Origin of the sequence: Acinetobacter sp. LCT-H3 (assembly GCF_001866125.1) — a bacterium.
Classification (GTDB): Bacteria; Pseudomonadota; Gammaproteobacteria; order Pseudomonadales; family Moraxellaceae; genus Acinetobacter; species Acinetobacter schindleri.
The window spans coordinates 201,523-224,467 of the sequence record NZ_MODX01000002.1 but is presented as its reverse complement, the minus strand read 5'-3'; the positions used below and the strand labels follow the sequence as shown (position 1 = coordinate 224,467).

Here is a 22,945-nt window from a genome sequence, read left to right as displayed (position 1 = left end):
TATGAAAGAGATCTAATATTTCATTAGTTTTATGAGCTATATATAAAACAGATATTAAATTAGGTAAAAAATTATTGACTAAAATATTTTTAATTTAATATCTTAAAACAAAAATTGAAAATTTCTATATAAAGACAAAAATCCACAATATAAATATTATAAAATTAAATAATTGATTATCATAAATAAATATATATCTGGTTATTATTTTTAAAATAAAAACGGAACATAAGCTCCGTTTTTATTTAGCAGTCAACTCACTCTAACTACTTATTTTCTTTAACCTAATAATAATTGAGTTTATATACTGAATTATTAATGCATTGTTCGTGTATGAGCTTCATGATGGACATCATGACGGCCTAACTTAGTTGCGGTATAGATCAGGTAAATCGCTGATAGACCAACCAAGACATAAATAATTCGAGAAAGAGCGCTCTGCTCACCAAAGATTGCTGCGACCAAGTTAAAGTCGAATGCACCAACTAAGCCCCAATTCAGGCCACCAATAATGGCTAATGCATAAGCGATCCAGTCTAAAGTTCCAAGTCTTCTCATGATTTTTCTCCAAGCTAATGTTTGACTAATTCTCATCCAAAATTATGCAAGCCATAGCAAAACGAATATGTAGTCTTGATGCTAAAAGTCCCTATTCTGTGTTGATCTATGTTGAATAAATGTCATGTTATAAGCATTAAATTTTAATTGGGTTGGTTTTCTTTGAATTGTTCATATTTTACGTAAACCAAATCAGAATTAAGCTTTGAATATTTTATTAATGATATTTAATTTATTGATTTTAATATTTTTTATTTGATTTAAAAACAACTAAAGACTATGAATTATTTCTTCTACATTCTGATTTAATATTCTATCACGAATGGAAAAATTGCTTGTTTAAAAGTATGAGTAATAAATTTCATTAGTTTAGATTTTAATTTTCCGCTCAAAATATTTTCCTATGCAGTAATCAGATATTGAATATCTAAATCCAGTAATTGATAAAAATAGATGAAAGGCAATTATTGTGCTTTTTATCTGAGCAAAGGGATACTTTGATACTGTCTCTCAACAAATATACATTAGGGAAGTTTCTTGCAGATCATCAAGCCTGGATGGTTTCGTTTCAACGAGTTTTAGCTTATAAAATCATCTGCTTCCAGTTTCGCTTTTTTCTTATGTTCATACATATTCTTATCTGCCTCTATTAAGACCTCATGCAGATCTTTAGTCAGCTGACGGACTGCATAGCCAATTGCCACATGAATATTGGCAGCTGCAAATAATTCACTTAAACGGCGATATAAAATCGCTGCGTCTTCAGCTTTGGTCTCAGGACATAAAATCGTAAATTCATCCCCACCCATACGTGCAATCACATCATTAACACGCATATGTTCTACCAGTACATCTGAAGTACGCTGAATTAACTGGTCTCCTGCTTCGTGTCCAAACTGGTCATTCACCTGCTTTAAATCATTCAGGTCGATGCTAAATATTGCAGCTGGTAAGCCATAACGTTGACAGCGTCCTTCCTCAGCTTCTAACAGCTGATCCCAGGCGCGGCGATTATACAGTCCGGTTAAACTATCGGTGAGCGCTTCTACCTCATAACGTTCACGTAAACGTCTCTGTTTATTTTCCCGCAATTCACTTTGTAAAATTGAGCTCAATAAACTGCCTAAAAGCGAAATGAGTGCCGCATCTTTTAAAATATCTTCAGAATGAGGCTTATCATCGATAGCGCAAATTGTTCCAAAAATTGATCCATCTTCATTAAATAGTGGCTCACCAATATAAGATTTGATCGACAGTTTGTTATTTATCGGTGCTTTTGAATATAGTTCGATTTCGTTGGAACATGGCGCTATTTTAGGAGTTTTTCCCTGTACCATGTGATAGCAAAATGAATCCGCCCAACCGAATACTTCGCCTGGCTTAATATCATATTTTTGATTTTCCGCCTGGAGAATAATCCAATCATCATTTTCTACACGAGTGATCATCCATAAGCCAAAACCCAAATGCTGATGAAGATATTGAAGTACTTGCTTGCTCGCTTCTTCAAAATTATGAAATTTTATACTGTGCATGGAGAACACTCAGAATGATGAGTATTTGTAAATACTGCTTAGGGAGATTAAAAAAAGAATTATATAAGAATTGAATCAAAAAATATCCAGATTATTTCTAATAAAATCATTCAGTGAAAGATTAATTCCTTATTTATTTGATTAGATTCATATTATTGTAAAAAATAAAAAAGCTGGTCAAATGACCAGCTTTTTTCAAGCTATCGTATTTTTAAGCAGCATAAGCTTTTGCCATTAAGGCTTCAATTTCTTCTACAGTTTTGACCACTTTGGCAGTTAATACCAATGGGCCATTTTGAGTCACAACTACATCGTCCTCAATACGAATTCCAATGCCACGCCATTTTGGATCAACCGTTTCATCATCAGGTGCAATATACAAGCCCGGTTCTACAGTCACGACCATACCTTCTTCATAAGAACGCCATTCACCATTTGTCTTATAAGCACCGACATCATGTACGTCCATGCCCAACCAGTGTCCAGTACCATGCATATAGAACTGGCGGAAACTTTCGGTTTCGATAATTTCCTCAATCTTGCCCTGCATAATCCCCAAGTCCAGCAAACCTTGAACCAGAATTCGCACTGCCACATTGTGTGGTTCTTTATAGGAGTTGCCGATCTGAACTGCATTGATCGCAGCAATCTGTGCATCAAGCACGATGTTATAAAGTGCTTTTTGTTCAGGACTGAATTTACCATTTACCGGGAAAGTACGGGTAATGTCGGATGCATAGAACTGATATTCACAGGCTGCATCAATCAGCACCAGATCACCGTCTTTCAGTTCTTTGTCATTTTCCACATAGTGCAGGATGCAGGCATTTTCACCGCCACCGACAATACTGTTATAAGAAGGTACACAGCCATTTTTGCCAAATACATAGTTCAGCTCTGCCTCCAGTGCATATTCCATCATACCCGGACGTACAGTCTGCATCGCTCTGGTATGTGCTTCCGCAGAAATATCTGATGCGATCTGCATCAGTTCAATTTCATTGGCATCTTTATGCAGACGCATTTCATCAACAATACGGTCTAACTGAACGATTTGAGCAGGTGCAGATTTTCCTCGACGGCTTTCACCACTGGCTTGTGCAATCCATTTCGCGACACGCGCATCAAACTCTGCACTATGGCCGACCCGGTAGAATAATTTGTCCTTGTTTTGCAATTTTTCCAGAATTTCTTCATCAAGTAAATCAATCGCATAAGCTTCATCTGCCTCATAGTCATCGACAGCACCATCCACCCCGGCACGATAACCATTCCAGATTTCCATCTCGCGGTCACGTTCACGACAGAATAGACTGTAGGTATAACCTTCTTCTTCGCTGTCAAAGGTTTCGATCACAGCCACAGCTTCTGGTTCAGCAAAGCCCGTCAAATAAAAGAAACTGCTATCGGCACGATATTTATAGTCAGCATCACGGTTACGCAGGGCCACTGGGCTGGTGGGGATAATGGCAATACTGCGTAGTCCCATTTCCCCGGCGAGGATATCACGACGTTCCTGAAATTCTGCTTGTGTCAGTTTCTTCATTGGTCCTTACTTCTTATATCAATGCTGTTCTTGAATATGATTTGATACCGGAATAAGCCAGAGAATGACTGGACTTATTCCGGTTTTTCTAAAGCTAAATAGCTATAGTTCAGCTTGGGCGATGCGGTGAGAAAATTTCAACTACAGATTGTGCCTGAGCTGGATCCATAGACTCAGTTTTTACTTTAGCTGTAAAACGTTTCAAAAGTGGCGTTTCCTCCACTTCAACTTTTTTACGACCTACAGACAAACTCACTGGAATCAGACGTACAAATTCGTACAACTCCAGATAGCTTTCCTCACCTTCAGCATCATCGTCAGAATCTTCAAATTCAACTGCTGCAACATCTTGTAAATGTTCAATCAGTTCCATTTCATCATCACGAATATGGCCTGTTGCCAGACCAAAACCAAGCACTACACCGGCACACCAGTCTGCCAATGCCTGCACACGTTCTGCCAGGCTATGCTCGTCATCTGGAAGTAATGGAAGATAATCCAGCTCATCTTCAGAAAGTGAGTGGAATACGTCTTCTGCTTCACCTGTTAGTAATTCCAATGCTTCCGCATCCAGCTCAGGGACATCTAAAGTTTCCAGAATCTGTAACCATTCTTCGCTACTCGGCGCTTGGGTCACACAAACAATACCGGTAAGCAAACCATGAAGTTCGCTTGGGCTGGAAATTTCCTCAATTGAAGAAAAATTGCGGTGCCAATCTGACCAACCTGAAATATCGTCTTGCATTCGTTTATCCAATCTCTATACTGCTTATATATTACCTTTGTTTGCAATACTGTGCGACCTCGATATGTTAGAAGAATTACAGCGTCTACAAGTGCATATTGGCGTTTTAAAAACGCGCCTTGCACACCTGGAGAACGAAAACTCCAGCCTGCGTGAAGAACAGGACTCCTCTCTGAGTCAGCATCAAGCCGAAATTATTCAAAAAAACAGCATTATTAGCCAAAAACAACAAGAAAATGACAGTTTAACTGAACAGTTAGCTGAGTCTCGCTCGCAATATCAACAGCTTAATAATGATGCAACTGCACTTGCAGACCGGTATGGCCGTCTGGAAAAAAGCTGCACCGATCTGAAAAACCGTTTTCAGGAAATTCTGGCTGAGCGTAATGAACTGCGTGCTTTGAAAGAAAAGCTGCTGAATGAACAGCAACAGGCGCGTCAGGAAATTCAGCGCCTGCATCAGGAAACTGAGCGTCTGACCCAGAAGAATGAGCATGCTAAAGCCAAGGTTGAAGCGATTATCCAGCGTCTGGCGATTCTGGGCACAGCTCAAGATCATCATGCACAGGAAATTCAGCAATTGGCCCATCCGACTGAAACGACTGAGGAAGCGTCAACATGAGCGAACAAATTGCTATTGATTTAAGAGTAATTGGCCACAGTTTCCGTCTGGCCTCCACAGCAGATCAACGCGAAGAACTTGAACGTGCAGCGCAACTATTGAATGACAAATACGATGAATTTCGCCGTAAAGCACCTCGTATGGAACCAAGCAAGCTGGTGATTATGGTAGCGCTAGAACTGATGCAGGAAGTATTGAGCATGAATAAATCACTGCAACAATATGCCCACTGCGAACGTTTGTTACAAACTATTTTAGAAGAAGTTGAAGAACTGACTGAATAAGCAGACTTTTTGTTTAAACTTCATTCGATCAATGGTCAAGTTTACAGTTCCAACACAGCATAGAGTTGCCACATAAACTTTATCGTTTATACTAAGTCTAACTCTGGGATGTTCGCCAGCGGGTCTATTCCCCTGCCGATACTTAAACTTATGGATTGCGTTCTGTATATTTAGAGTGTATGCCCACCTTCGAGTGGGAAACCCAGCAAGTATACGTCGCGTCCACCTTGAACTCATCGGGTTCAGGGTAACGACACATGCAGCGGCATCTTCGGAGTGTTTTATTTTTTAAGAATATGAGCAATTCAATTCTTGGCAGCATTATAAAAACATTTTAATTTTCAAAATCTAATCTTATTTAACACTATCTTTTATTCAATTAGCTTGATTTCACGAGCCAATTCACCCTCCATTTCAGGTAACACTTTTTGTAAAAATTGAATGGTCGCGGTTGCCTCTTGTACAGAAATCACTTTTACCTTTACTAGCTGTCGCTGTATTTCTAGAATTCTACTTACTTCTCTTAGGTCTGGTTTTCTGCCTTGGCTGAGATGATTCGAAATATCTGCCAATTGCACATAGAGATCATCACGCTTCTGTATGATTTGCTGATTCTGTTGTGCAATTTTCTGCTCATTTTCAAGCATAGGAGTTGGATCAGGTAGCTGTGATTCTTGCTGGATCAAGACAGGCTGTTCATCCAAACTCGAGTGTTCTGCTTTTGCAATACTGTCTTCATCTTTCATTAAAAGAAGCATCAGTGCTAAACCACTGAAGAAGATCATTGCAATACCGATGATCATATTTTTATTGTTATTCAGCATTTCGCGTTTATCCTAAAAATTCATATTAAAACAGCAGAGAGATTCTCTACTGTTTTAATACTTTTATTTTTATGGGGTAGACCAGTCTTTAGGTGCATAACCAATACGAACCCGTTGCGGATGATTGCCTACAGGCACGCTCATCACTTTATTGCCTGTAGCAAAATCAATCACTGTCACCACATCTGTTTCACTTTCAGAAATGACACAGTTTTTGCCATCTGGGCTTAGGGTAGCCCAATATGGTTTACCGGCTGGAATTAAAGGACCGGCTGTTAAGGTTTTACGATTCACAATAGTGGCGTAATTATCCATTGTCCCTGCAACACAGAGTTTTTCACCATCGCCACTAATTGAAAGTCCGTGGTGGCGGGAATCATTGACCCATTTGGTACGATCACTTGGAATCGTACTGCTGCCTGGCAGCTGACCGATACGGGTAATTTTGTCCTGATTTAGGTCATATTCAATCAGACCATTAAAGAAAGAAACCTGTGCATAGATTTTGCTTTCATCCTTACTCAAAACCATTGGACGAACTGAATTGGACAAATCTTTACGCCCAAATTTATCTAAAGCTGGCCGGAAATCAATTTTCTTTAAAACCTTAAAAGTATTTGCATCGGCAATAGTGATAAAACGTTTACCCTTAGTAAAGTCCTGCCATTGGGCATCCATGGATGTTTCGACATTACCGATTGCAGAATTCAGGATTTTATTTCCACCATTAAAGTAGATATTTTCATGGGGTTTATCCCCTGTGGCGAAGCGTCCTAATTCTTTGCCCGTATTAATATCCAGGACATGTACCACATTGCCCGAAGATGCAGAAACAGCCACGTGCTGTCCATCCGGTGAAACTGCCATATGGTCTGCCCGGAAGCCTTCGACTGGTGTACGCCAGTTAATTTTGCCAGTTTTAATATTAATTGATACCACATCGGCGAAACTTGGACGTGAAGCCACAACGGACTGACCGTCTGGTGTGGAATACATATCATCTACCAGCTGATCATTACCTTCCCCTGCCGTCGCCTGGATATAGGTATAAGCAATCAATTTGATTGGATTAAGATGGATCTCAAGTAAGCGCTCTTTGCGATCCGGAATCATATTAATCACTCCGACTTTACCAAAATCACCTGACGGACGGATCACCGTGACTGTACCATCCCAGTTATTACCGACAAAAAAACCTGTTGTGTATTCGGTGGTGCGGGCAAGTTAGGCAATGCAGCATAGCTTAATCCTGCCAGCATGCTACCGAGACCAAAAAATAGTTGCGTAAACCGTGTTAATGGCTTGATTTTGTTATTCATATCATTCAATCCTGAATTTTTTTATATTATTCTTAAGTTGAGTTTTAGCTCTTCAACCAGGACAAAACTTTAAGCTGTTCCAATATACAAAGGTATTTGGATTGTTGGGGAAGTTTCCGATAAATAAATTAATTCTATGTATATTAATAAAATATTTTTCAATATCCGAATGGCTGTGAAAATTCTTAGTCATCACCTGCTGTTACTCAAAATTTATCTTCTTTAGGTCTTCTTTTTTACTTTTTGCTCTTCCTGCCTTAGACTTATGCTCAGCACCATCTAAAGTTCAGATAATTTATGTATACGACCGTTCAGGAACTTCGAAAAAAAATCCGCCAAGCCCGTCGTCGTATTTCCCGATTTGAACAAAAAAAATCCGCCCAGCAGGTGCTAAATCTGCTTAGATCAAATCCTCAATTTATTCACTCACAGCATGTTGGTCTTTACTTAGATGCTTTTGGTGAAATTCGTACTCAGCAAATTATTGAATATTGTTTCTCTATCGGTAAAAAAGTCTATTTGCCAGTGATCTGTAACATGAATCAGCGATTAGAATGGGTACGGATTAACAAACACCTATACCGAAACAAGCGTTTTTTCCATCATCGTTTAGGCATGCGTGAACCTATGCAAAGTCGTGGTTTGCATGTATCAAAACTTGATTTATTAATTATGCCGTTACTGATCTGTGACTATCGAGGCACCCGGATCGGAATGGGTGGTGGGTATTATGACCGTACCTTGGCGACAGCGTATAAGAAACCCTATCGTCTTGGTTTGGCACATGATTTACAGCTTGTAGAAACATCATTACCCCGGGAAAAATGGGATCAGCCTGTAGATGCACTTTTAACTCCTACACGCTTATTACATTTTAAGCGTTTGTAAATCAATTCATTGACTAAGTTACTTTTAAATCAAATAATTAGTCAATAATTATACAATTTCATCTGAACGACCCTTGTAATTTTAAAAATACCCATCACTATAAAATACATGGCAACATCGTTGTCACTCATTAGGAGTGCCCATGTCTGAAATTATTATGAATGAAGAAAGCTTTGAGCCTCAGGTTCCAAGTGTATTACCACTTTTAGCGTTACGTGATGTAGTGGTATATCCACACATGCAAATCGCGCTATTTGTCGGTCGTGAAAAATCGATCAATGCAGTTGATGTGGCTCGTAACAGTGACAATCTGGTATTTGTGGTTGCGCAAAAAGATTCGCTTACAGAAGAAATTGATCACGACAACTTATATCAATATGGTACTGTCGCGAAGATTGTGCAGGTTGTGAATCATGAAAATGATGAAAACTGTATCAAGGTACTCATCGAAGGCCTTTATCGTGCCAAATTAACTAAAATCATTGATGACACTGATTATCTGACTGCTGAACATGAGCTTAGTCCGATCACTGTCAAGATGGACAATGACACTCAGGATACCCGTGTAGATGAACTGCGTGCGTTATTTGCCCAGTATGCAGAAGCGAAGTTACGTAATGCACGTGAACTGATTGCAGCTGCAAATAAAATTGAAGACTTGCTTCAGTTATTGTTCTTCGTGGCAACTCGTGTGCCGCTGAACATCGAAATCAAGCAAAAATTCCTTGAGCACGATGAGTTTGAAGCACATCTGACTGAACTCATGACTTATTTATTGCAACAGTCTGAAGAACAGCAGATTGAGCAAACCCTGCATGATTCAGTTAAACGCCAAATGGAAAAGAATCAGCGTGAATATTTCCTGAATGAAAAAATGAAGGTGATTCAACGCGAACTTTCTGACCTGAATGGCGGTGCAGAAGATGATGTCGCTGAGATTGAAAAACGTCTGGCTGAAGCAGACCTGCCTGAGCACGTACGTAAAAAAGCGGAAGCTGAGTTCCGCAAGCTGAAAGCCATGCAACCTGCATCAAGTGAAGCTGCGGTTGTTCGCAACTATCTTGAGGTGATTCTGGATACACCTTGGAACAAAGCGAGCAAAGTCAGTATTAACCTGAACAAGGCTCAGGAAATTCTGGATGCTGATCATTATGGTCTGGATGATGTCAAAGATCGTATTGTGGAATATTTGGCAGTTCAGTCACGTGTGAAAAAACTGCGTGGCCCGATTCTATGTCTAGTAGGTCCTCCGGGTGTAGGTAAAACCTCTCTGGGTGAATCTGTTGCCAAAGCAACTGGTCGTGAATTCGTGCGTATGGCCCTAGGTGGTGTACGTGATGAAGCTGAGATCCGTGGTCACCGTCGTACTTATATCGGTGCGATGCCAGGTAAAATTGTGCAGTCTTTAACCAAAGTTGGCGTAAAAAACCCACTGTTCTTGCTCGACGAAATCGACAAGATGGCTCAGGACTACCGTGGTGACCCTGCTTCTGCACTGCTTGAAGTACTAGATCCATCACAAAACAGTAAGTTCAACGATCATTACCTGGATCTTGATCTTGATCTGTCTGAAGTGATGTTCATCTGTACTGCGAACAGCATGAATATTCCGGAAGCTTTGCTTGACCGTATGGAAGTGATTCGTCTTCCGGGTTATACTGAAGATGAAAAAGTCAATATTGCTGAACGCTATCTTGTTCCGAAAGCAATCAAGAACAATGGTTTACGCAGCAAAGAATTGACCATTCATGAAGAGGCAATTCGCGACATCGTACAGCGTTATACCCGCGAAGCTGGTGTGCGTAGCCTGGAACGTGAAGTTTCTAAAATTGCCCGTAAGGTAGTTAAAGAAGCGGTGAGCAAGAAAGCGAAAAATCTTCAGCTTGAAGTGAATTCGAACAACTTGCCAGAGTACCTGGGTCCTCACAAATTCGATTTCGGCATGGCTGAAGAAGAACCCGAAGTGGGTCGCGTAAATGGTCTGGCTTGGACTTCAGTTGGTGGTGAGTTACTGACAATTGAAGTAGCAGCGGTTCCGGGTAAAGGTAAATTCATTACTACCGGTTCTCTCGGTGATGTGATGAAAGAATCGATTACCGCCGCGATGACCGTAGTACGTACGCGTGCAGCTGAACTGGGTATCGAAGCTTCTCGTTTTGAAGAAACTGATGTACACGTACATTTACCTGAAGGTGCGACACCGAAAGATGGTCCATCTGCTGGTCTGGCACTAACCACTGCTCTCGTGTCTGCATTCACAGGTATTACGATTCGTCCTGATATCGCGATGACCGGTGAAACCAGCTTACGTGGTCGTGCGATGCGTATCGGTGGTCTGAAGGAAAAACTGCTTGCTGCTCACCGTGGTGGGATCAAACTGGTATTCATTCCGCAAGACAATGTACGTGACCTGGCTGAAATTCCTGAAAATGTGAAAGAAGGTCTGGAAATCAAAGCCGTGAAATCAATCGATGAGATTTTACCATTGGCACTTACCTCTATGCCGAAAGCATTGGTAAAAACCCCAATTGTAAAAGCGACTGATGAAGCTAAAGCCGCACGTCACTAAGTGATCTGCTCATAAAAGACCCTGCTCCGGCAGGGTTTTTTTATTATCTCCACCTAAATTTTATGGACTTAGAACGGTTTGCATCAATCCGTCTACCACATAAGTCATTTTTTTCAGATCCAGTTTATTTAGAGTGTCCTGCTCAGTGTTGTAATAAGGATAACGGTAATGAGCCGTGTCACTGATCAGTACAGTTGGAAAATTCTGCTTGGCATAACTGAGATAGCCCGAATAATCCAGTCCCTGCATAAAAGTAGGAATAATAAAACGTTCACACTCTAAACGCTGACGTGTCTGCATAGCTTCGCAAAATCTTCCTGTAAGTCCTACTGAACTTAGATGTCCAATACTGGCAATATAATTGGCATGCCGAGGATAAAACCATTTTAGAGTTGCCGGATAGCTCTGTACCAGATTTTCATCATAGTAACCAATAGAGTCCAGTACAAAGACGCCACGTATTTTCTGCTTTTGCTTTCTCAATGACTTGGCATGGATCGCACTGCCCATATGCTCTGTGTTGAGATACGGCGGTTCTTCCAGACCATAGAAAACAAACTCGATATTATTTTTCAGTTTATTTTTTTGCAGGGCCAACAATCGTGCAGCTTCCACTACTCCTACGACGCCAGAAGCATTATTATTCGCACCGAGATGATTGGCAAAAACATCATAGTGAGCACCAATGACGATTTTATCTTTGGCTTTTACATTGAGCTGGCAAACCAGATTGCGATAGCCCTGACTATTCACAATATAGCTTTGAAATTGGCACGGGATACCAAAGCGTCGCATCTGCTCTTTCAACCAACCGGATACCCGGTTCAGTTCAGCCGTATTCTTGTGATTTCTAAATTTATCCACATTCAGGATCTGGCTAAAGTAGAGCTCGAGATTTTTGACTTGAGCGTTTCTGGCTGGATTGGCCCAGGCCCAACTCGGGAAGATTAAAGACAGACTGATCAGCAAACCCAGATAACTTTTTCTTAAAATGGCTACAATCCGCATTTGTTATTATTTCCATGACATGATCAAGCAGAAACTTGAACTCTGGATATTTATGCAGCAGTGCTTTTTCTAATTCAATTTCAATTTGTTTCTATACTCAACTTCATGTTGTTTCATCGTTATAATGAGCACTTCTGAACTACACGATGTCTGTATGAAAATCCGTATTCTGACCATTGGTCAAAAAATGCCAGCTTGGGTACTCACTGGTTTTGAAGATTATTTCAAGCGCATACAGCCATTTGTTCAAACACAAATCATTGAATTGCCGATGGCGAAACGTGGCAAGAATGATTCAGAAGCCGACATCCTGAAATATCGTAATATAGAAGGCGATAGTATCCTGAATGCATTAAAGCCCAATGAAACCCTGATCGCACTGGAAGTCGGCGGCCGTGAATTCAGTACCGAAAAACTGGCTGAAACCATGAAAGGCTGGATGCTGGACGGTAATGATGTGGCTTTAGCCATTGGTGGGCCGGATGGTCATTCTGAAGCGGTACGTAAGGCAGCTGTATGGCACTGGTCACTATCCAAACTGACCTTGCCGCATCCTCTGGTTCGTGTCATGCTGATTGAACAGTTGTACCGTGCCATGAGCATTAATCATAATCACCCTTATCACCGTGCGGGTTAAGGTGAGAATTGGCTATTGTTCTATTTCCGCAACGAATTGTTGAACAATCTCCCCTCCTTACTTCGCTTGCTTTCATGCATTATTGAAGACATCTTCCAGATGTGGCTTGAACTATGAACTTACAAACGCTTCCCGGCCTGTTTATCTCCCATGGCTCTCCAATGCTTGCCCTGAATCCTGAACAGGTAGGTCCGGCACTGGAGCGTTTAAATGTCAATTTGCCACGTCCAGAGGCAATCATTGTAATGTCTGCCCACTGGGAAAGTAATGCACTGGAAGTAAATACCGGTATTCGTCCAGAAACCTGGCATGATTTCCGTGGCTTCCCGCCTCAACTGTATCAACTACGTTATCCTGCGCCGGGTCAACCAGAACTGGCTGAACAGATTCTCGGCTTGCTGTCTGAAGCTGGCTTTAGCGCCTATGCCAATAATTCACGCCCGCGTGATCATGGCGTGTGGATGCCACTGCTACATATGTATCCGGATGCAGATATTCCGGTGGTAGAAATTTCCCTGCCCATCAACCTGACTGCACATGAAATTTATAAAATTGGTCAAACGCTGGCACCCTTGCGTGAACAGCAGGTCCTACTGATTGGTTCAGGCAGTATCACGCATAACCTGCGAGAGCTGGATCGTACTGGACTATCCAATATTGTTCCAGAATGGGCCTCGACCTTCCGCAATTATGTGGTAAGCAAACTCGCTCATAGTGACTATGAAGCAGTATTGGATTGGCCAAGTATTCCTTACCTGGAACGTAATCACCCGACCCTCGAACACTTTGCACCGATTTTCTTTGCAATGGGAACTGGTACCCGTTTCAGTCTGGTGCATAGCAGCTTTAGCATGGGTTCACTGGGTATGGATATCTATCGTTTTGATTAGGATTTAAAGGCTCTATCTGAGCCTTTTTTCTTAGGCCTAAGAAAATCTTCCTGTCTTATTTTACTCATCATGCAATTTTCATGGATACATTTTGCTACCTAAAGCTTTAGAATGTATCCATATTTTTTAAAAATGAATCGTTTAAGCTTAAGTCTGATTTATTTGCTTCATGACTATTCAATCAATGAAATTAAAATACTTAATTATTGCATTATTCCCTTTAACCCTTGCAGCTTGTCAGTCCAATGATGTCCAAAAAGTAGGAGATCTTGCCGTGTCCGTATTACAGCAACAAAATGCCGCCAATACTTTGAGTGCTTATGAATGGCATATTGATACCGGTGCAAAAGAACATATGGTACTGAGCTTCCATGATGAGAATCGTTTTAGTGTCACTACCAGCTGCAATAGCTTGGGTGGTAGCTGGAAAATCTCTGAGGGTCAGCTGGAAACTGGCACCCTAATCTCAACCATGAAAGCGTGTGATACCAATGCCATGCAACAGGAAAAGCTGGCAGGTGAAATTTTTAATGATGCCCGTATTCCATTTAGCTTAAATACCAGTGATGCTCAAAATCCGGTTTTGACTCTGACCGTAAACGGAAAGGCTTACGTCTTCACAGGGAAGATGACGCCAGAAGCCCGTTATAATGGTCAGGCTGATATCATTTTCCTGGAAATTTCCCCTGAAACCAAAGCTTGTACCGGTGTAGCACAGCAAACCTGCCTTCAGGTGCGCGAAGTCAAATACAATGAGCAGGGCTTAAAAACTCAGGTCGACAAAGATTGGAACCTGTTCTACGACCAAATCGAAGGTTTCCAGCATACGCCAAATGAGCGTCAGGTAATTCGCGTAAAACGCTTTGAAATCAAGAATCCGGCAGCAGATCAGTCTAAATATGCCTATATATTTGATATGGCCGTCGAGCGTGAAGCAGTAAAAGGCTCGCTATAAAATATTTTTATAACAGAGACAAAAAACCGAGGCGATGGCCTCGGTTTCTTTAAAGCTTAAACTAAGTCAGACTTAGAATACGCCTTGAGCAAGCATTGCATCAGCAACTTTTACGAAGCCCGCAATGTTTGCACCGTCAACATAGTTCACAGTACCGTCTTCTTTAGTACCGAATTTCACACAGTTACGGTGAATTTCTTTCATGATTGCATGAAGACGTTCATCAACTTCTTCGAAAGTCCAGCCAAGACGCAATGCATTTTGAGACATTTCAAGACCAGAAGTTGCCACACCACCTGCATTCGATGCTTTACCTGGAGCGTAAAGGATTTTCGCTTCAACGAATTTCTCTACAGCACCTAGAGTAGATGGCATGTTTGCACCTTCAGCAACACAGATTGCACCGTTTGCAAGAAGTTTAGCAGCATCATCAGCATCTAGTTCGTTTTGAGTTGCACATGGAAGCGCGATATCACACTTAATACCCCAAGGACGTTGACCTTCAAGGTATTCGAAACCGTGTTTAGACGCGAACTCAGAGATACGACCACGCTTAACGTTTTTCAGTTCCATCACTTCAGCAAGAAGTTCATCAGTGAAACCGTCTTTAACATAAACAGTTCCCGCAGAGTCAGATAGAGAAACGACCTTAGCACCTAAGAACATTGCTTTTTCAGCAGCGTACTGCGCAACGTTACCTGAACCAGAAATGGTCACGACTTTATCTTTGAAGCTATCGCCACGAGTTTTCAGCATTTCCTCAGCGAAATACACAGTACCGTAACCAGTTGCTTCAGGACGAGCCAATGAACCACCGAAAGACAAGCCTTTACCAGTGAATACGCATGAAGTGTCATTGCTGAGCTTCTTCATCATACCCGCCATATAACCTACTTCACGGCCGCCTACACCAATGTCACCCGCAGGGATATCAGTATTAGAACCAAGGTGACGGTAAAGCTCGATAATTAACGCTTGGCAGAAACGCATGATTTCGCCTTCTGACTTGCCTTTAGGATCAAAGTCAGAACCACCTTTACCACCGCCCATAGGCAAAGTAGTCAAAGCATTTTTAAACGTTTGTTCAAAGCCCAGGAATTTCAGAATTGAAAGGTTCACAGATGGGTGGAAACGCATACCACCTTTAAATGGACCAATCGCTGAGTTGTACTGTACGCGGAACGCACGGTTTACTTGAGTTTGACCTTGGTCATCTACCCAAGAAACGCGGAACTGGATCGCACGCTCTGGTTCAACTAGACGTTCTAGTAAACCGTGAGCTGCATATTGTGGGTTCTTTTGAATGAACGGCCACAAGCTTGTCATCACTTCTTCTACAGCTTGAAGAAATTCTGGTTGATGTGCATCACGTGTTTTAACGTAATCTAGGAACTCATTAAGTGTGTTGTATTTCAACGCTTAATCCTCAGCAGAAAATGGATCAAAATTGGTCAAATTTACAATCAATGTTAAATTTTGGCGCAAAATATTAAATATCTTTTGTAACCAATCCACAATAGTTTTTTTGAAAAAATATGAAAATTAATTTTATAACAGTTATTTATATTTATTATGAATTAAATTTTTGGATAGCAAAATATGAGGGGAATCAAAGTCTAAATTCTTATTTATGCATGATAATAATGCATATTGGTTACCTTAATTGTGCACAAACAAGCTGATCAAAATATGCTAAAATTTGTAATTCTGACATATTTTGTTTCACCTCCTGAAATGCTCACTGTGAGCGGCTTTGAAATATCATGAATTCCCAGATTTCCCTCATCCAATCCATTGATGCGTTATTGCCACAGACCCAATGTGGTTTGTGTGGTCATCGTGATGGCTGCTTACCCTACGCCCAGTCCATTGCCGAGGGAGAAGAAGCCAACAAATGTGTACCCGGCGGACAGCCGGTGGCAGATGCCCTTGCCCAATTGTTAAATCGTCCTAAACTTAGTGCTGAGCCAAGTGTCTGGCCCATTCAGGCTGATGGGCGTCCTCAGCGCATGAAGGCAGTGATTCGTGAAGATGAATGCATTGGCTGTACCAAATGCATTAGTGCCTGCCCGGTCGATGCCATTATTGGCTCAGGCAAACTGATGCATACGGTACTGACAGATTTGTGTACTGGCTGCGAACTGTGTATTCCACCCTGCCCGGTCGACTGTATTGATCTGGTAGAAGATACCCATCCACTCATGTCAGATGAACAGCATGTGCAGGAACAGAATGATCTGCGCCAACGTTACTATGCACATATCCAACGTGAGGAAAAACGCCGCATTGACCGTAAAGGTCCTGTGGTACGTGCTGAAATCAATACCGAATTATTTGCCGAGTTCTCTGCACAAAGTCAAAATGTACCCGTGATTGAAGTGGTGGAAAAGCCAAATGAGGATGGATTGATTCAAGACGCCAAAACTACGATTGAGCTGGCCAAACTGCGTACCCAGATCAAGAAACTTGAGAAACAGCTGTCTGTCCGCGAAGATGCGAGTAAACGTACCCAGCTTGCCGAACTAATGCAGCAATTACAGGATTTACAGGGATAAGATGATGACAAGCATGAGCGGAAAACCTGTAAAGAACATGACCAGAAAACAGATTCAGACTTTTTTTGAACGCTTACGTGAACAACGTCCGAATCCAAAAACTGAACTGAATTATTCTAATCCTTTCGAATTACTGGTCGCAGTGACACTCTCGGCACAAGCAACTGATGTCAGCGTCAACAAGGCGACTGACAAGCTATTTCCTGTTGCAAATACGCCAGAAGCGATTTATGCCCTTGGCGTGGATGGGCTGAAGGAATATATCAAAACCATCGGGCTTTATAACTCCAAGGCAGAAAACGTGATTAAAGCCTGTGAGATGCTGATCAAGAAACATAACAGCGTGGTACCGGATAATCGTGCTGATCTGGAAGCTTTACCGGGCGTAGGTCGTAAAACTGCAAATGTGGTACTGAATACTGCCTTTGGCCAACCGACAATGGCGGTCGATACCCATATTTTCCGGGTGGGTAACCGGACTGGCTTGGCTGTGGGTAAAAATGTGCTTGAGGTTGAACATCGTCTGGTTAAGGTGATTCCCAAAGAATTTATTATTGATTCGCATCATTGGTTAATTTTGCATGGGCGTTATTACTGTATTGCACGCAAACCAAAATGTCATGAATGTGTGGTCGCTGATGTCTGTAACTGGCCGGACCGTTTCGACTTTGGCGCACTCAAACCAATTGCAGTTAAAAATATTGACTGATCCCTTAAATAAAAAAGCTGAACTCTGGTTCAGCTTTTTTTGTCTCGTTCAGCAGATAAGAATGCTTATTTTTGCTTTTCCTCTAACTGCTGCTGCATTTTCTTGCGCTGCTCTAATTCAGCCTGTAATTTCGGGTGCAATTGTCGCTCTGGGGTTTTACCTCTATTTTCGATTTTTTCCTGTTTCTGCACTTTGTTTAGCATTCGGTAGCTCATGACCAGAAGGCCTGCTAGAACAACCAAGAACACCACCATGAGTAATAACAAACCAATTTTCACAGTCGTAATTCCTTTAAAGACGCAGAAATAAAAAGAGCCCTAATATGACTTAGGGCTCCCTGAATGTCAAAATTATCGTGAAATGATTATTTTGACTGATCCAGAATCGCGAACAGATCCGCTTGAACTTGTTCAATTGGACGTAGACCGTTCAATTTGTCATAAGTCGGTGCATTTTCACCTGATGCAGCACGGCCTTGATAGAAGCCAACCAGCTGTTCAGTTTCAGTATGGTAAGAACCTAAACGCTTACGAATAGTTTCTTCCTGGTCATCAGGGCGTTGAACCAGATCTTCACCAGTTTCATCATCTTTACCTTCCACTTTTGGTGGGTTGTAAACAATGTGGTAAACACGACCAGAAGCCGGGTGCTGACGGCGGCCAGAAAGACGTTGCACGATTTCTTCGTCCGGTACATCAATTTCAATCACGTGATCGATGTTGATGCCTTCGTTTTCAAGTGCTTCAGCTTGTGGAATAGTACGCGGGAAGCCATCAAAGATGCAGCCATTTACACAGTCAGGCTGTGCAATACGTTCTTTAACCAGACCGATGATCAACTCATCAGAAACCAAACCGCCATTGTCCATGACGCTTTTAGCTTTTAAACCTAATTCAGTTCCTTCACGAATTGCAGCACGGAGCATATCACCGGTTGAAATTTGTGGGATATTGTAGCGCTTACAGATCAACTGAGCTTGTGTACCTTTACCTGCTCCAGGTGGTCCGAGTAAGATAATGCGCATATATAAACATCCTCATTTTTTAACAATGTATAGGACACCAAATGTCTGGACATCCCCAAAGGTATCCAGCATTTCAGCGTCTCGTTATAAGAAAGCCACAAACAAATGGATTAAACCCGCGACAAAGCCGGTTACTCCACCCAATACAATCAGAATCCACTCATCTTCCTGAAACGCAGGTCGTAAAAGATTCTGAAACTCCTTCGGTGTTAACTCGCGTATGCGGTCTCTAAACATTTGATAGATTTTCTGTGCACGGCTCGCATTAAACGCAGGGTCGCATACAGGCACCATCGTAATTTCAATTGAGCGATCGATCAAGTCTGTCTTGAGTTTTGCATACTCTCTTGGCCCCAAGGATAGCTGTAAAGAGGTGCGAACCAATGGAGTTTCCATGATTTCGTTAATGTGACGCTTGACGATCCGGCGGGTTTTTTCTTTCTTACCACCATACATCATTTCTGTCATGATCGATTTTAACGTAATCAGATCTTCTGTCACTACACTTGCGAAGACGTCAGAGACTTCTTCCTGACGTTTCATAAAAGCACCTTGTATGTTATAGGTGCCGATACGTGGAATAACCGGTTTGATCCATGGAAACTTGCGGCTCTGCGTGCGAGCGAAGAACTGCGGGTATTTCACATAGTGTGGTTCTATTGGATTGAAGACCATCCAGATGGCGATCCAGTTGGTCAGGAAACCCCAAATTGCTGCCCAGAATGGTACGGTCCAGTGCCAAGGCACCACGAACCATACGATCATCTGGAACAGACCAAAGAACATACCAATTAAAGCACTGATATGCCAGATAAAGTTAATCTCTTTCTGTCCAACCTTTAGGAACATGCGTACCATCAGACGGCGGTCACCCTCCATTTGACTGACCACCATGTCACGCATATCCACAAGTGACTCGACGTTCATGGTCAGCTCAGTCACTAATTCGCGCAACACATCCGGCAACTGTTTGTGTGCCTGGGAATAAATACGGCGCTTGATAGAATACGGCAAGTTTTCCCACAAAACTGCATTACGGTCGATCATGACCTCATCAATCAGATGTTCAAGTTCGAAACCGACCTGTTCACCGATGATGCGTGCCATATCATCCGGGTCCATCGCCTGTAGAAATTCCTGGATCGATCCCAGTTTAGACAAGGTATTGTCTGTGATAATTCCTGAAATTCTTCCTGCTTTGCGTGGCACAATGCCCTGCCAGCCGACAGGCAATGGACCAATGTGGAATCCCCAGAACGTGATTGGATAGAACACCATTTTCAGGGCCATCCATACGTGTGCCCAGGTAACGAATGCAGTGACAGGAATGATACTGAGCACAGCCCAGAAATCTGGACGCATCAGAAAGGCTTGCCACAACTCGTTAACGTACTCAAGCATGTATAACTTCCATATTTAATTCTTTGTTCACAGAATACAATTTTCTTATCAAGTCGAATATTTTCTCTATAAACCGATACTTAAAGTATAGGAAAATTGTAGTTGAGGTTCGATTTCGGCCACAACATGTCCACTTCGGCTTTTCATTTCCTCACCAGTACCGATTCCAACACTGAAGGTACTGATTCGTTCTGAACTCAGCATGACATAGGATAAATCTACGCCCCCACCCAGACGTGCTTCATATTCTCCATCTACTTTCTTACTCTGGATATGTCCGGCATAAGCCCCGACATAATACCCATTTTTATCTTTTCCTGTGAGGTGTGCCGGGTACCGAAAGCCAACTTGTGCACCAAATGGCTTGTCATCGTCCAGAAAAACACCACCTTTGACATATGTGATTCCATACGGATTCACCCACTCAGTATTCAGATGAATCATATTCCGGGTAAATCCTGCCCCCACATTCCAGGTACTTGCCTGACTATCGCTCAGTTTTGCTTCAGATCTATACGTAGAATCATCTGCATAAGCCGTATTTGCGATGAAAGCAAATGCCAGCAAAGGGTATAATTTATTCATTCCTTTTCACCAATATCCTTGATTCATTATAGTTTTAAGGTATCGTTCTTTTTTTATTCAATTTGGACTTTAGCAGAATTATCAACACAGTTGTATACAACTGCAGACAATTTTAATGTCTGCAAAGTCAACGTTTAGCAGATGGGTAGCCCACTCGTATTTCAATATCCAAACCAGGTCAGTTGGGTTAGAATAACGCACTTTCATTCCTATCCGTGTTCAGGTCTAAGTCGATCTCGTATGAAGCAGCATTTTCCATTAAAAAATGTACAGCAAGAAAAACGCATTTATCGCAATCGTGTGTTTTTCTCGATTGGCTTGGTCATCATCTGCATGCTGCTACTAATCAGCCGCTATGCCTATTTGCAGATTGTCAGCTTCGATGAGTTCAACACTGCTTCTGACCAGAACCGTATCCGCCTGCAACCACTTGCGCCTGCACGTGGCTATATCTATGACCGTAACGGCGTCCTTTTGGCAGATAACTATCCGGTATTTACCGCAACCTTAAGTCGTGCCGATGTTGAGGATATTGATGATACGATTAGGCGCCTGATCCCGATTCTGGAACTGAACGAAGAAGATATCGAGCGATTTAATAGCCGGATTAAAACTGCAAAAAAAACAGAACGTGTTTCTATCAAACTGAATCTGACCGAAACCGATATTGCCCGCTTTAGTGAAATTAAGCACCTGTTCCCAGGGGTAAAAATTGATACCCAGATGACCCGTTACTATCCACATGGTGAACTGTTTGCACATGTGATTGGTTACGTGGGCCGTATTAACGACAAAGAATTAAAAAGTATTGATAAGGACCTTTACGCGGGTACCAACCTGATCGGGAAAATCGGGGTCGAAAAATCCTATGAAGAGCTGCTGCACGGTGTTCCAGGAAATGAATCAGTCGAAGCAGATGCACATGGTAATGTGTTGCGTCATCTCGGACGTAAGGATCCAGTACGCGGGAATGACCTGTTTTTATCTTTAGATTATGGCCTGCAAATGGTTGCTTCCGAGCAACTGGCGGGACGTCGTGGCGCTATTGTTGCCATGGATCCAGGTACAGGGGAAATTTTAGCACTGGTTTCTAGCCCAAGTTTCAACCCGAACCTGTTTGTAACCGGAATCAGCACCAAAGATTATTCTTACTTACGTGATAACCTTGATCAGCCGTTGTATAACCGGGCGGTGCAAGGAACTTATCCTCCAGGTTCGACCATTAAACCGATGTTTGGCCTGGGTGGCCTTCATTATGGCCTGGTCGATTGGGATACAGCGATTTCCGATCCCGGCTATTTTACTTTACCGGGTGATAGTCACCGTTTCCGCGACCACAAGAAAACTGGTCATGGTACTGTAAATCTGCATAAAGCCCAGGTGGTTTCCTGCGATACCTATTTCTATGTCATGTCCTATCGTATGGGTATTGAACAGATGAATGACTGGATGCGTCAGTTTGGTTTTGGTGAAAAAACGGGGGTAGATTTACCAAGTGAAAGCTCTGGTCTATACCCAAGTCCTGAATGGAAAATGCGTACCCGCAATTCTAAATGGTCACGTGGTGAAACGATTTCGGTGAGTATTGGTCAGGGTGCCTTTACAGCAACGCCATTGCAGTTAGCGATGGCAACAGCAATTACTGCCAATCATGGCAATAAAGTCGTACCGCATGTCTTGCGTGAAAGCCGTGGCGCCAAAGCATTTAAAGTCCATAATGGCACCCATGGCAAGATCGATTTTAATGGTAAAGAAGAAGATTGGTTCAAAATGCGCGATGCCATGGTTGATGTGATTCAGTCGGGTACGGGTCGCGGTATTAAAGGCGGCCTACAATATAGTATTGCCGGTAAAACTGGCACAGCACAGGTAAAAAGTATTGCCCAGGGTAAACGTTACAATGAAGCCCTGCTGACTGATCGCCAGCTTGACCATGGTCTGTTTGTCGGTTTTGCTCCTGCAGAAAAGCCTGAAATTGCCATTGCAGTAATTCTGGAGAATGGCCGCGGCGGTAGTGCAGCCACTGCACTCGCCCGCCCTATTTTTGATTACTGGTTACTGCATAAAGATAAGAATCCGGTACGCCCACTCAATCATCAATTAAGTGGGGGACTGATGACCGCCGGTATTAAACCTGGCGAGCTACCAAGTGGTGCAAGTATGCTTAGCCCTGATGCTGCGGCAACACCTAACAGCACGGATGCACCACAAACTTCCTCAAACGCAACATCGAATACATCTCGTTCGAGCTCATCTGCAAACTCTGCACCAGCTGTAGAAGGAGATTAATA

General features: G+C 42.2%; 21 protein-coding genes, 1 other RNA gene and 1 pseudogene. 11 read left to right on the top strand and 12 right to left on the bottom strand.

The features are described from left to right. Nucleotides 1–315 precede the first annotated feature (315 nt). From BK820_RS02490 to BK820_RS02475, 4 genes are all read right to left on the bottom strand, one after another. On the bottom strand, nucleotides 316–558 hold the full coding sequence (locus tag BK820_RS02490; protein ID WP_004810720.1) for a DUF378 domain-containing protein: 243 nt from the start codon (nucleotides 556–558) through the stop codon (nucleotides 316–318). A 578-nt stretch (nucleotides 559–1,136) separates the two neighbouring features. Beyond that, a complete protein-coding gene (locus tag BK820_RS02485; protein ID WP_004810724.1) occupies nucleotides 1,137–2,093 on the bottom strand; it encodes a sensor domain-containing diguanylate cyclase in 957 nt (318 codons plus the stop codon). A gap of 211 nt (nucleotides 2,094–2,304) precedes the next feature. Next, nucleotides 2,305–3,639, bottom strand: a complete 1,335-nt coding sequence (pepP, locus tag BK820_RS02480) for a Xaa-Pro aminopeptidase (protein ID WP_004810726.1) — start codon at nucleotides 3,637–3,639, stop codon at nucleotides 2,305–2,307. A gap of 109 nt (nucleotides 3,640–3,748) precedes the next feature. After that, entirely contained in the window at nucleotides 3,749–4,384 is a 636-nt protein-coding gene (locus BK820_RS02475) for a UPF0149 family protein (protein ID WP_004810727.1), read from the bottom strand. Between the two features lie 64 nt (nucleotides 4,385–4,448). Here BK820_RS02475 and BK820_RS02470 point away from each other — a divergent pair, with 64 nt between their 5' ends. The 3 genes from BK820_RS02470 (at nucleotide 4,449) to ssrS (ending at nucleotide 5,572) form a co-directional block, all read left to right on the top strand. After that, nucleotides 4,449–5,006: a hypothetical protein gene (locus tag BK820_RS02470; RefSeq protein ID WP_004810729.1), complete on the top strand. Its 558-nt coding sequence runs from the start codon at nucleotides 4,449–4,451 to the stop codon at nucleotides 5,004–5,006. After that, the gene (locus BK820_RS02465; RefSeq protein ID WP_004810731.1) at nucleotides 5,003–5,290 is read left to right on the top strand and encodes a cell division protein ZapA; all 288 of its coding nucleotides are present in this window, start codon (nucleotides 5,003–5,005) and stop codon (nucleotides 5,288–5,290) included. Before BK820_RS02470 ends, BK820_RS02465 begins: the two co-directional genes overlap by 4 nt. Nucleotides 5,291–5,387: 97 nt before the next feature. Further along, nucleotides 5,388–5,572, top strand: a non-coding RNA gene (gene ssrS, locus BK820_RS02460) — 6S RNA. 89 nt (nucleotides 5,573–5,661) lie between these two features. On the opposite strand, the gene BK820_RS02455 is transcribed toward ssrS, so the two are convergent. Both BK820_RS02455 and BK820_RS02450 read right to left on the bottom strand, forming a co-directional pair. Continuing rightward, nucleotides 5,662–6,114 carry a hypothetical protein gene (locus BK820_RS02455; protein WP_004810734.1) on the bottom strand — a complete coding sequence of 151 codons (453 nt, stop codon included), beginning with the start codon at nucleotides 6,112–6,114 and terminating at the stop codon, nucleotides 5,662–5,664. Between the two features lie 69 nt (nucleotides 6,115–6,183). Then, nucleotides 6,184–7,373: pseudogene (locus BK820_RS02450) on the bottom strand (YncE family protein). Between the two features lie 357 nt (nucleotides 7,374–7,730). On the opposite strand from BK820_RS02450, the gene BK820_RS02445 reads away from it, so the two are divergent. Together BK820_RS02445 and lon are read left to right on the top strand one after the other, a co-directional pair. Beyond that, nucleotides 7,731–8,321: a 5-formyltetrahydrofolate cyclo-ligase gene (locus tag BK820_RS02445; protein ID WP_004810740.1), complete on the top strand. Its 591-nt coding sequence runs from the start codon at nucleotides 7,731–7,733 to the stop codon at nucleotides 8,319–8,321. 142 nt (nucleotides 8,322–8,463) lie between these two features. Beyond that, nucleotides 8,464–10,890, top strand: coding sequence for an endopeptidase La (gene lon, locus BK820_RS02440; RefSeq protein WP_004810742.1), 2,427 nt, complete (start codon nucleotides 8,464–8,466; stop codon nucleotides 10,888–10,890). Between the two features lie 60 nt (nucleotides 10,891–10,950). Here the strand turns inward: lon and BK820_RS02435 are convergent, their stop codons facing one another. After that, on the bottom strand, nucleotides 10,951–11,898 hold the full coding sequence (locus BK820_RS02435) for a M28 family peptidase (RefSeq protein ID WP_004810744.1): 948 nt from the start codon (nucleotides 11,896–11,898) through the stop codon (nucleotides 10,951–10,953). A gap of 154 nt (nucleotides 11,899–12,052) precedes the next feature. On the opposite strand from BK820_RS02435, the gene rlmH reads away from it, so the two are divergent. The 3 genes from rlmH (at nucleotide 12,053) to BK820_RS02420 (ending at nucleotide 14,380) form a co-directional block, all read left to right on the top strand. Beyond that, nucleotides 12,053–12,535 carry a 23S rRNA (pseudouridine(1915)-N(3))-methyltransferase RlmH gene (rlmH, locus tag BK820_RS02430; protein WP_034424134.1) on the top strand — a complete coding sequence of 161 codons (483 nt, stop codon included), beginning with the start codon at nucleotides 12,053–12,055 and terminating at the stop codon, nucleotides 12,533–12,535. Nucleotides 12,536–12,648: 113 nt separating this feature from the next. After that, on the top strand, nucleotides 12,649–13,425 hold the full coding sequence (locus BK820_RS02425) for a dioxygenase family protein (RefSeq protein WP_004810748.1): 777 nt from the start codon (nucleotides 12,649–12,651) through the stop codon (nucleotides 13,423–13,425). A gap of 184 nt (nucleotides 13,426–13,609) precedes the next feature. Next, nucleotides 13,610–14,380, top strand: coding sequence for an META and DUF4377 domain-containing protein (locus BK820_RS02420; protein ID WP_034424213.1), 771 nt, complete (start codon nucleotides 13,610–13,612; stop codon nucleotides 14,378–14,380). Between the two features lie 72 nt (nucleotides 14,381–14,452). Here BK820_RS02420 and gdhA read toward each other — a convergent pair whose 3' ends face one another. After that, a complete protein-coding gene (gene gdhA, locus BK820_RS02415; RefSeq protein ID WP_004810752.1) occupies nucleotides 14,453–15,796 on the bottom strand; it encodes an NADP-specific glutamate dehydrogenase in 1,344 nt (447 codons plus the stop codon). Nucleotides 15,797–16,143: 347 nt separating this feature from the next. Here gdhA and BK820_RS02410 point away from each other — a divergent pair, with 347 nt between their 5' ends. Beyond that, nucleotides 16,144–16,935 (top strand): RnfABCDGE type electron transport complex subunit B, encoded by a 792-nt coding sequence (locus tag BK820_RS02410; protein WP_071319989.1) that lies wholly within the window; start codon nucleotides 16,144–16,146, stop codon nucleotides 16,933–16,935. 4 nt (nucleotides 16,936–16,939) lie between these two features. Next, on the top strand, nucleotides 16,940–17,644 hold the full coding sequence (gene nth / locus BK820_RS02405; protein WP_071319999.1) for an endonuclease III: 705 nt from the start codon (nucleotides 16,940–16,942) through the stop codon (nucleotides 17,642–17,644). Between the two features lie 65 nt (nucleotides 17,645–17,709). Here the strand turns inward: nth and BK820_RS02400 are convergent, their stop codons facing one another. The 4 genes from BK820_RS02400 to BK820_RS02385 form a co-directional block, all read right to left on the bottom strand. Further along, entirely contained in the window at nucleotides 17,710–17,922 is a 213-nt protein-coding gene (locus BK820_RS02400) for a hypothetical protein (protein ID WP_071319988.1), read from the bottom strand. Between the two features lie 86 nt (nucleotides 17,923–18,008). Further along, the gene (adk, locus tag BK820_RS02395) at nucleotides 18,009–18,668 is read right to left on the bottom strand and encodes an adenylate kinase (RefSeq protein ID WP_004810758.1); all 660 of its coding nucleotides are present in this window, start codon (nucleotides 18,666–18,668) and stop codon (nucleotides 18,009–18,011) included. 84 nt (nucleotides 18,669–18,752) lie between these two features. Next, nucleotides 18,753–20,069, bottom strand: a complete 1,317-nt coding sequence (locus tag BK820_RS02390) for a DUF445 domain-containing protein (protein ID WP_004893578.1) — start codon at nucleotides 20,067–20,069, stop codon at nucleotides 18,753–18,755. A 66-nt stretch (nucleotides 20,070–20,135) separates the two neighbouring features. Further along, nucleotides 20,136–20,654, bottom strand: coding sequence for a hypothetical protein (locus BK820_RS02385; protein ID WP_071319987.1), 519 nt, complete (start codon nucleotides 20,652–20,654; stop codon nucleotides 20,136–20,138). A gap of 240 nt (nucleotides 20,655–20,894) precedes the next feature. Between BK820_RS02385 and mrdA the strand changes: the two genes are divergently transcribed. Further along, on the top strand, nucleotides 20,895–22,943 hold the full coding sequence (gene mrdA, locus BK820_RS02380; RefSeq protein ID WP_071319986.1) for a penicillin-binding protein 2: 2,049 nt from the start codon (nucleotides 20,895–20,897) through the stop codon (nucleotides 22,941–22,943). Nucleotides 22,944–22,945: the final 2 nt, after the last annotated feature.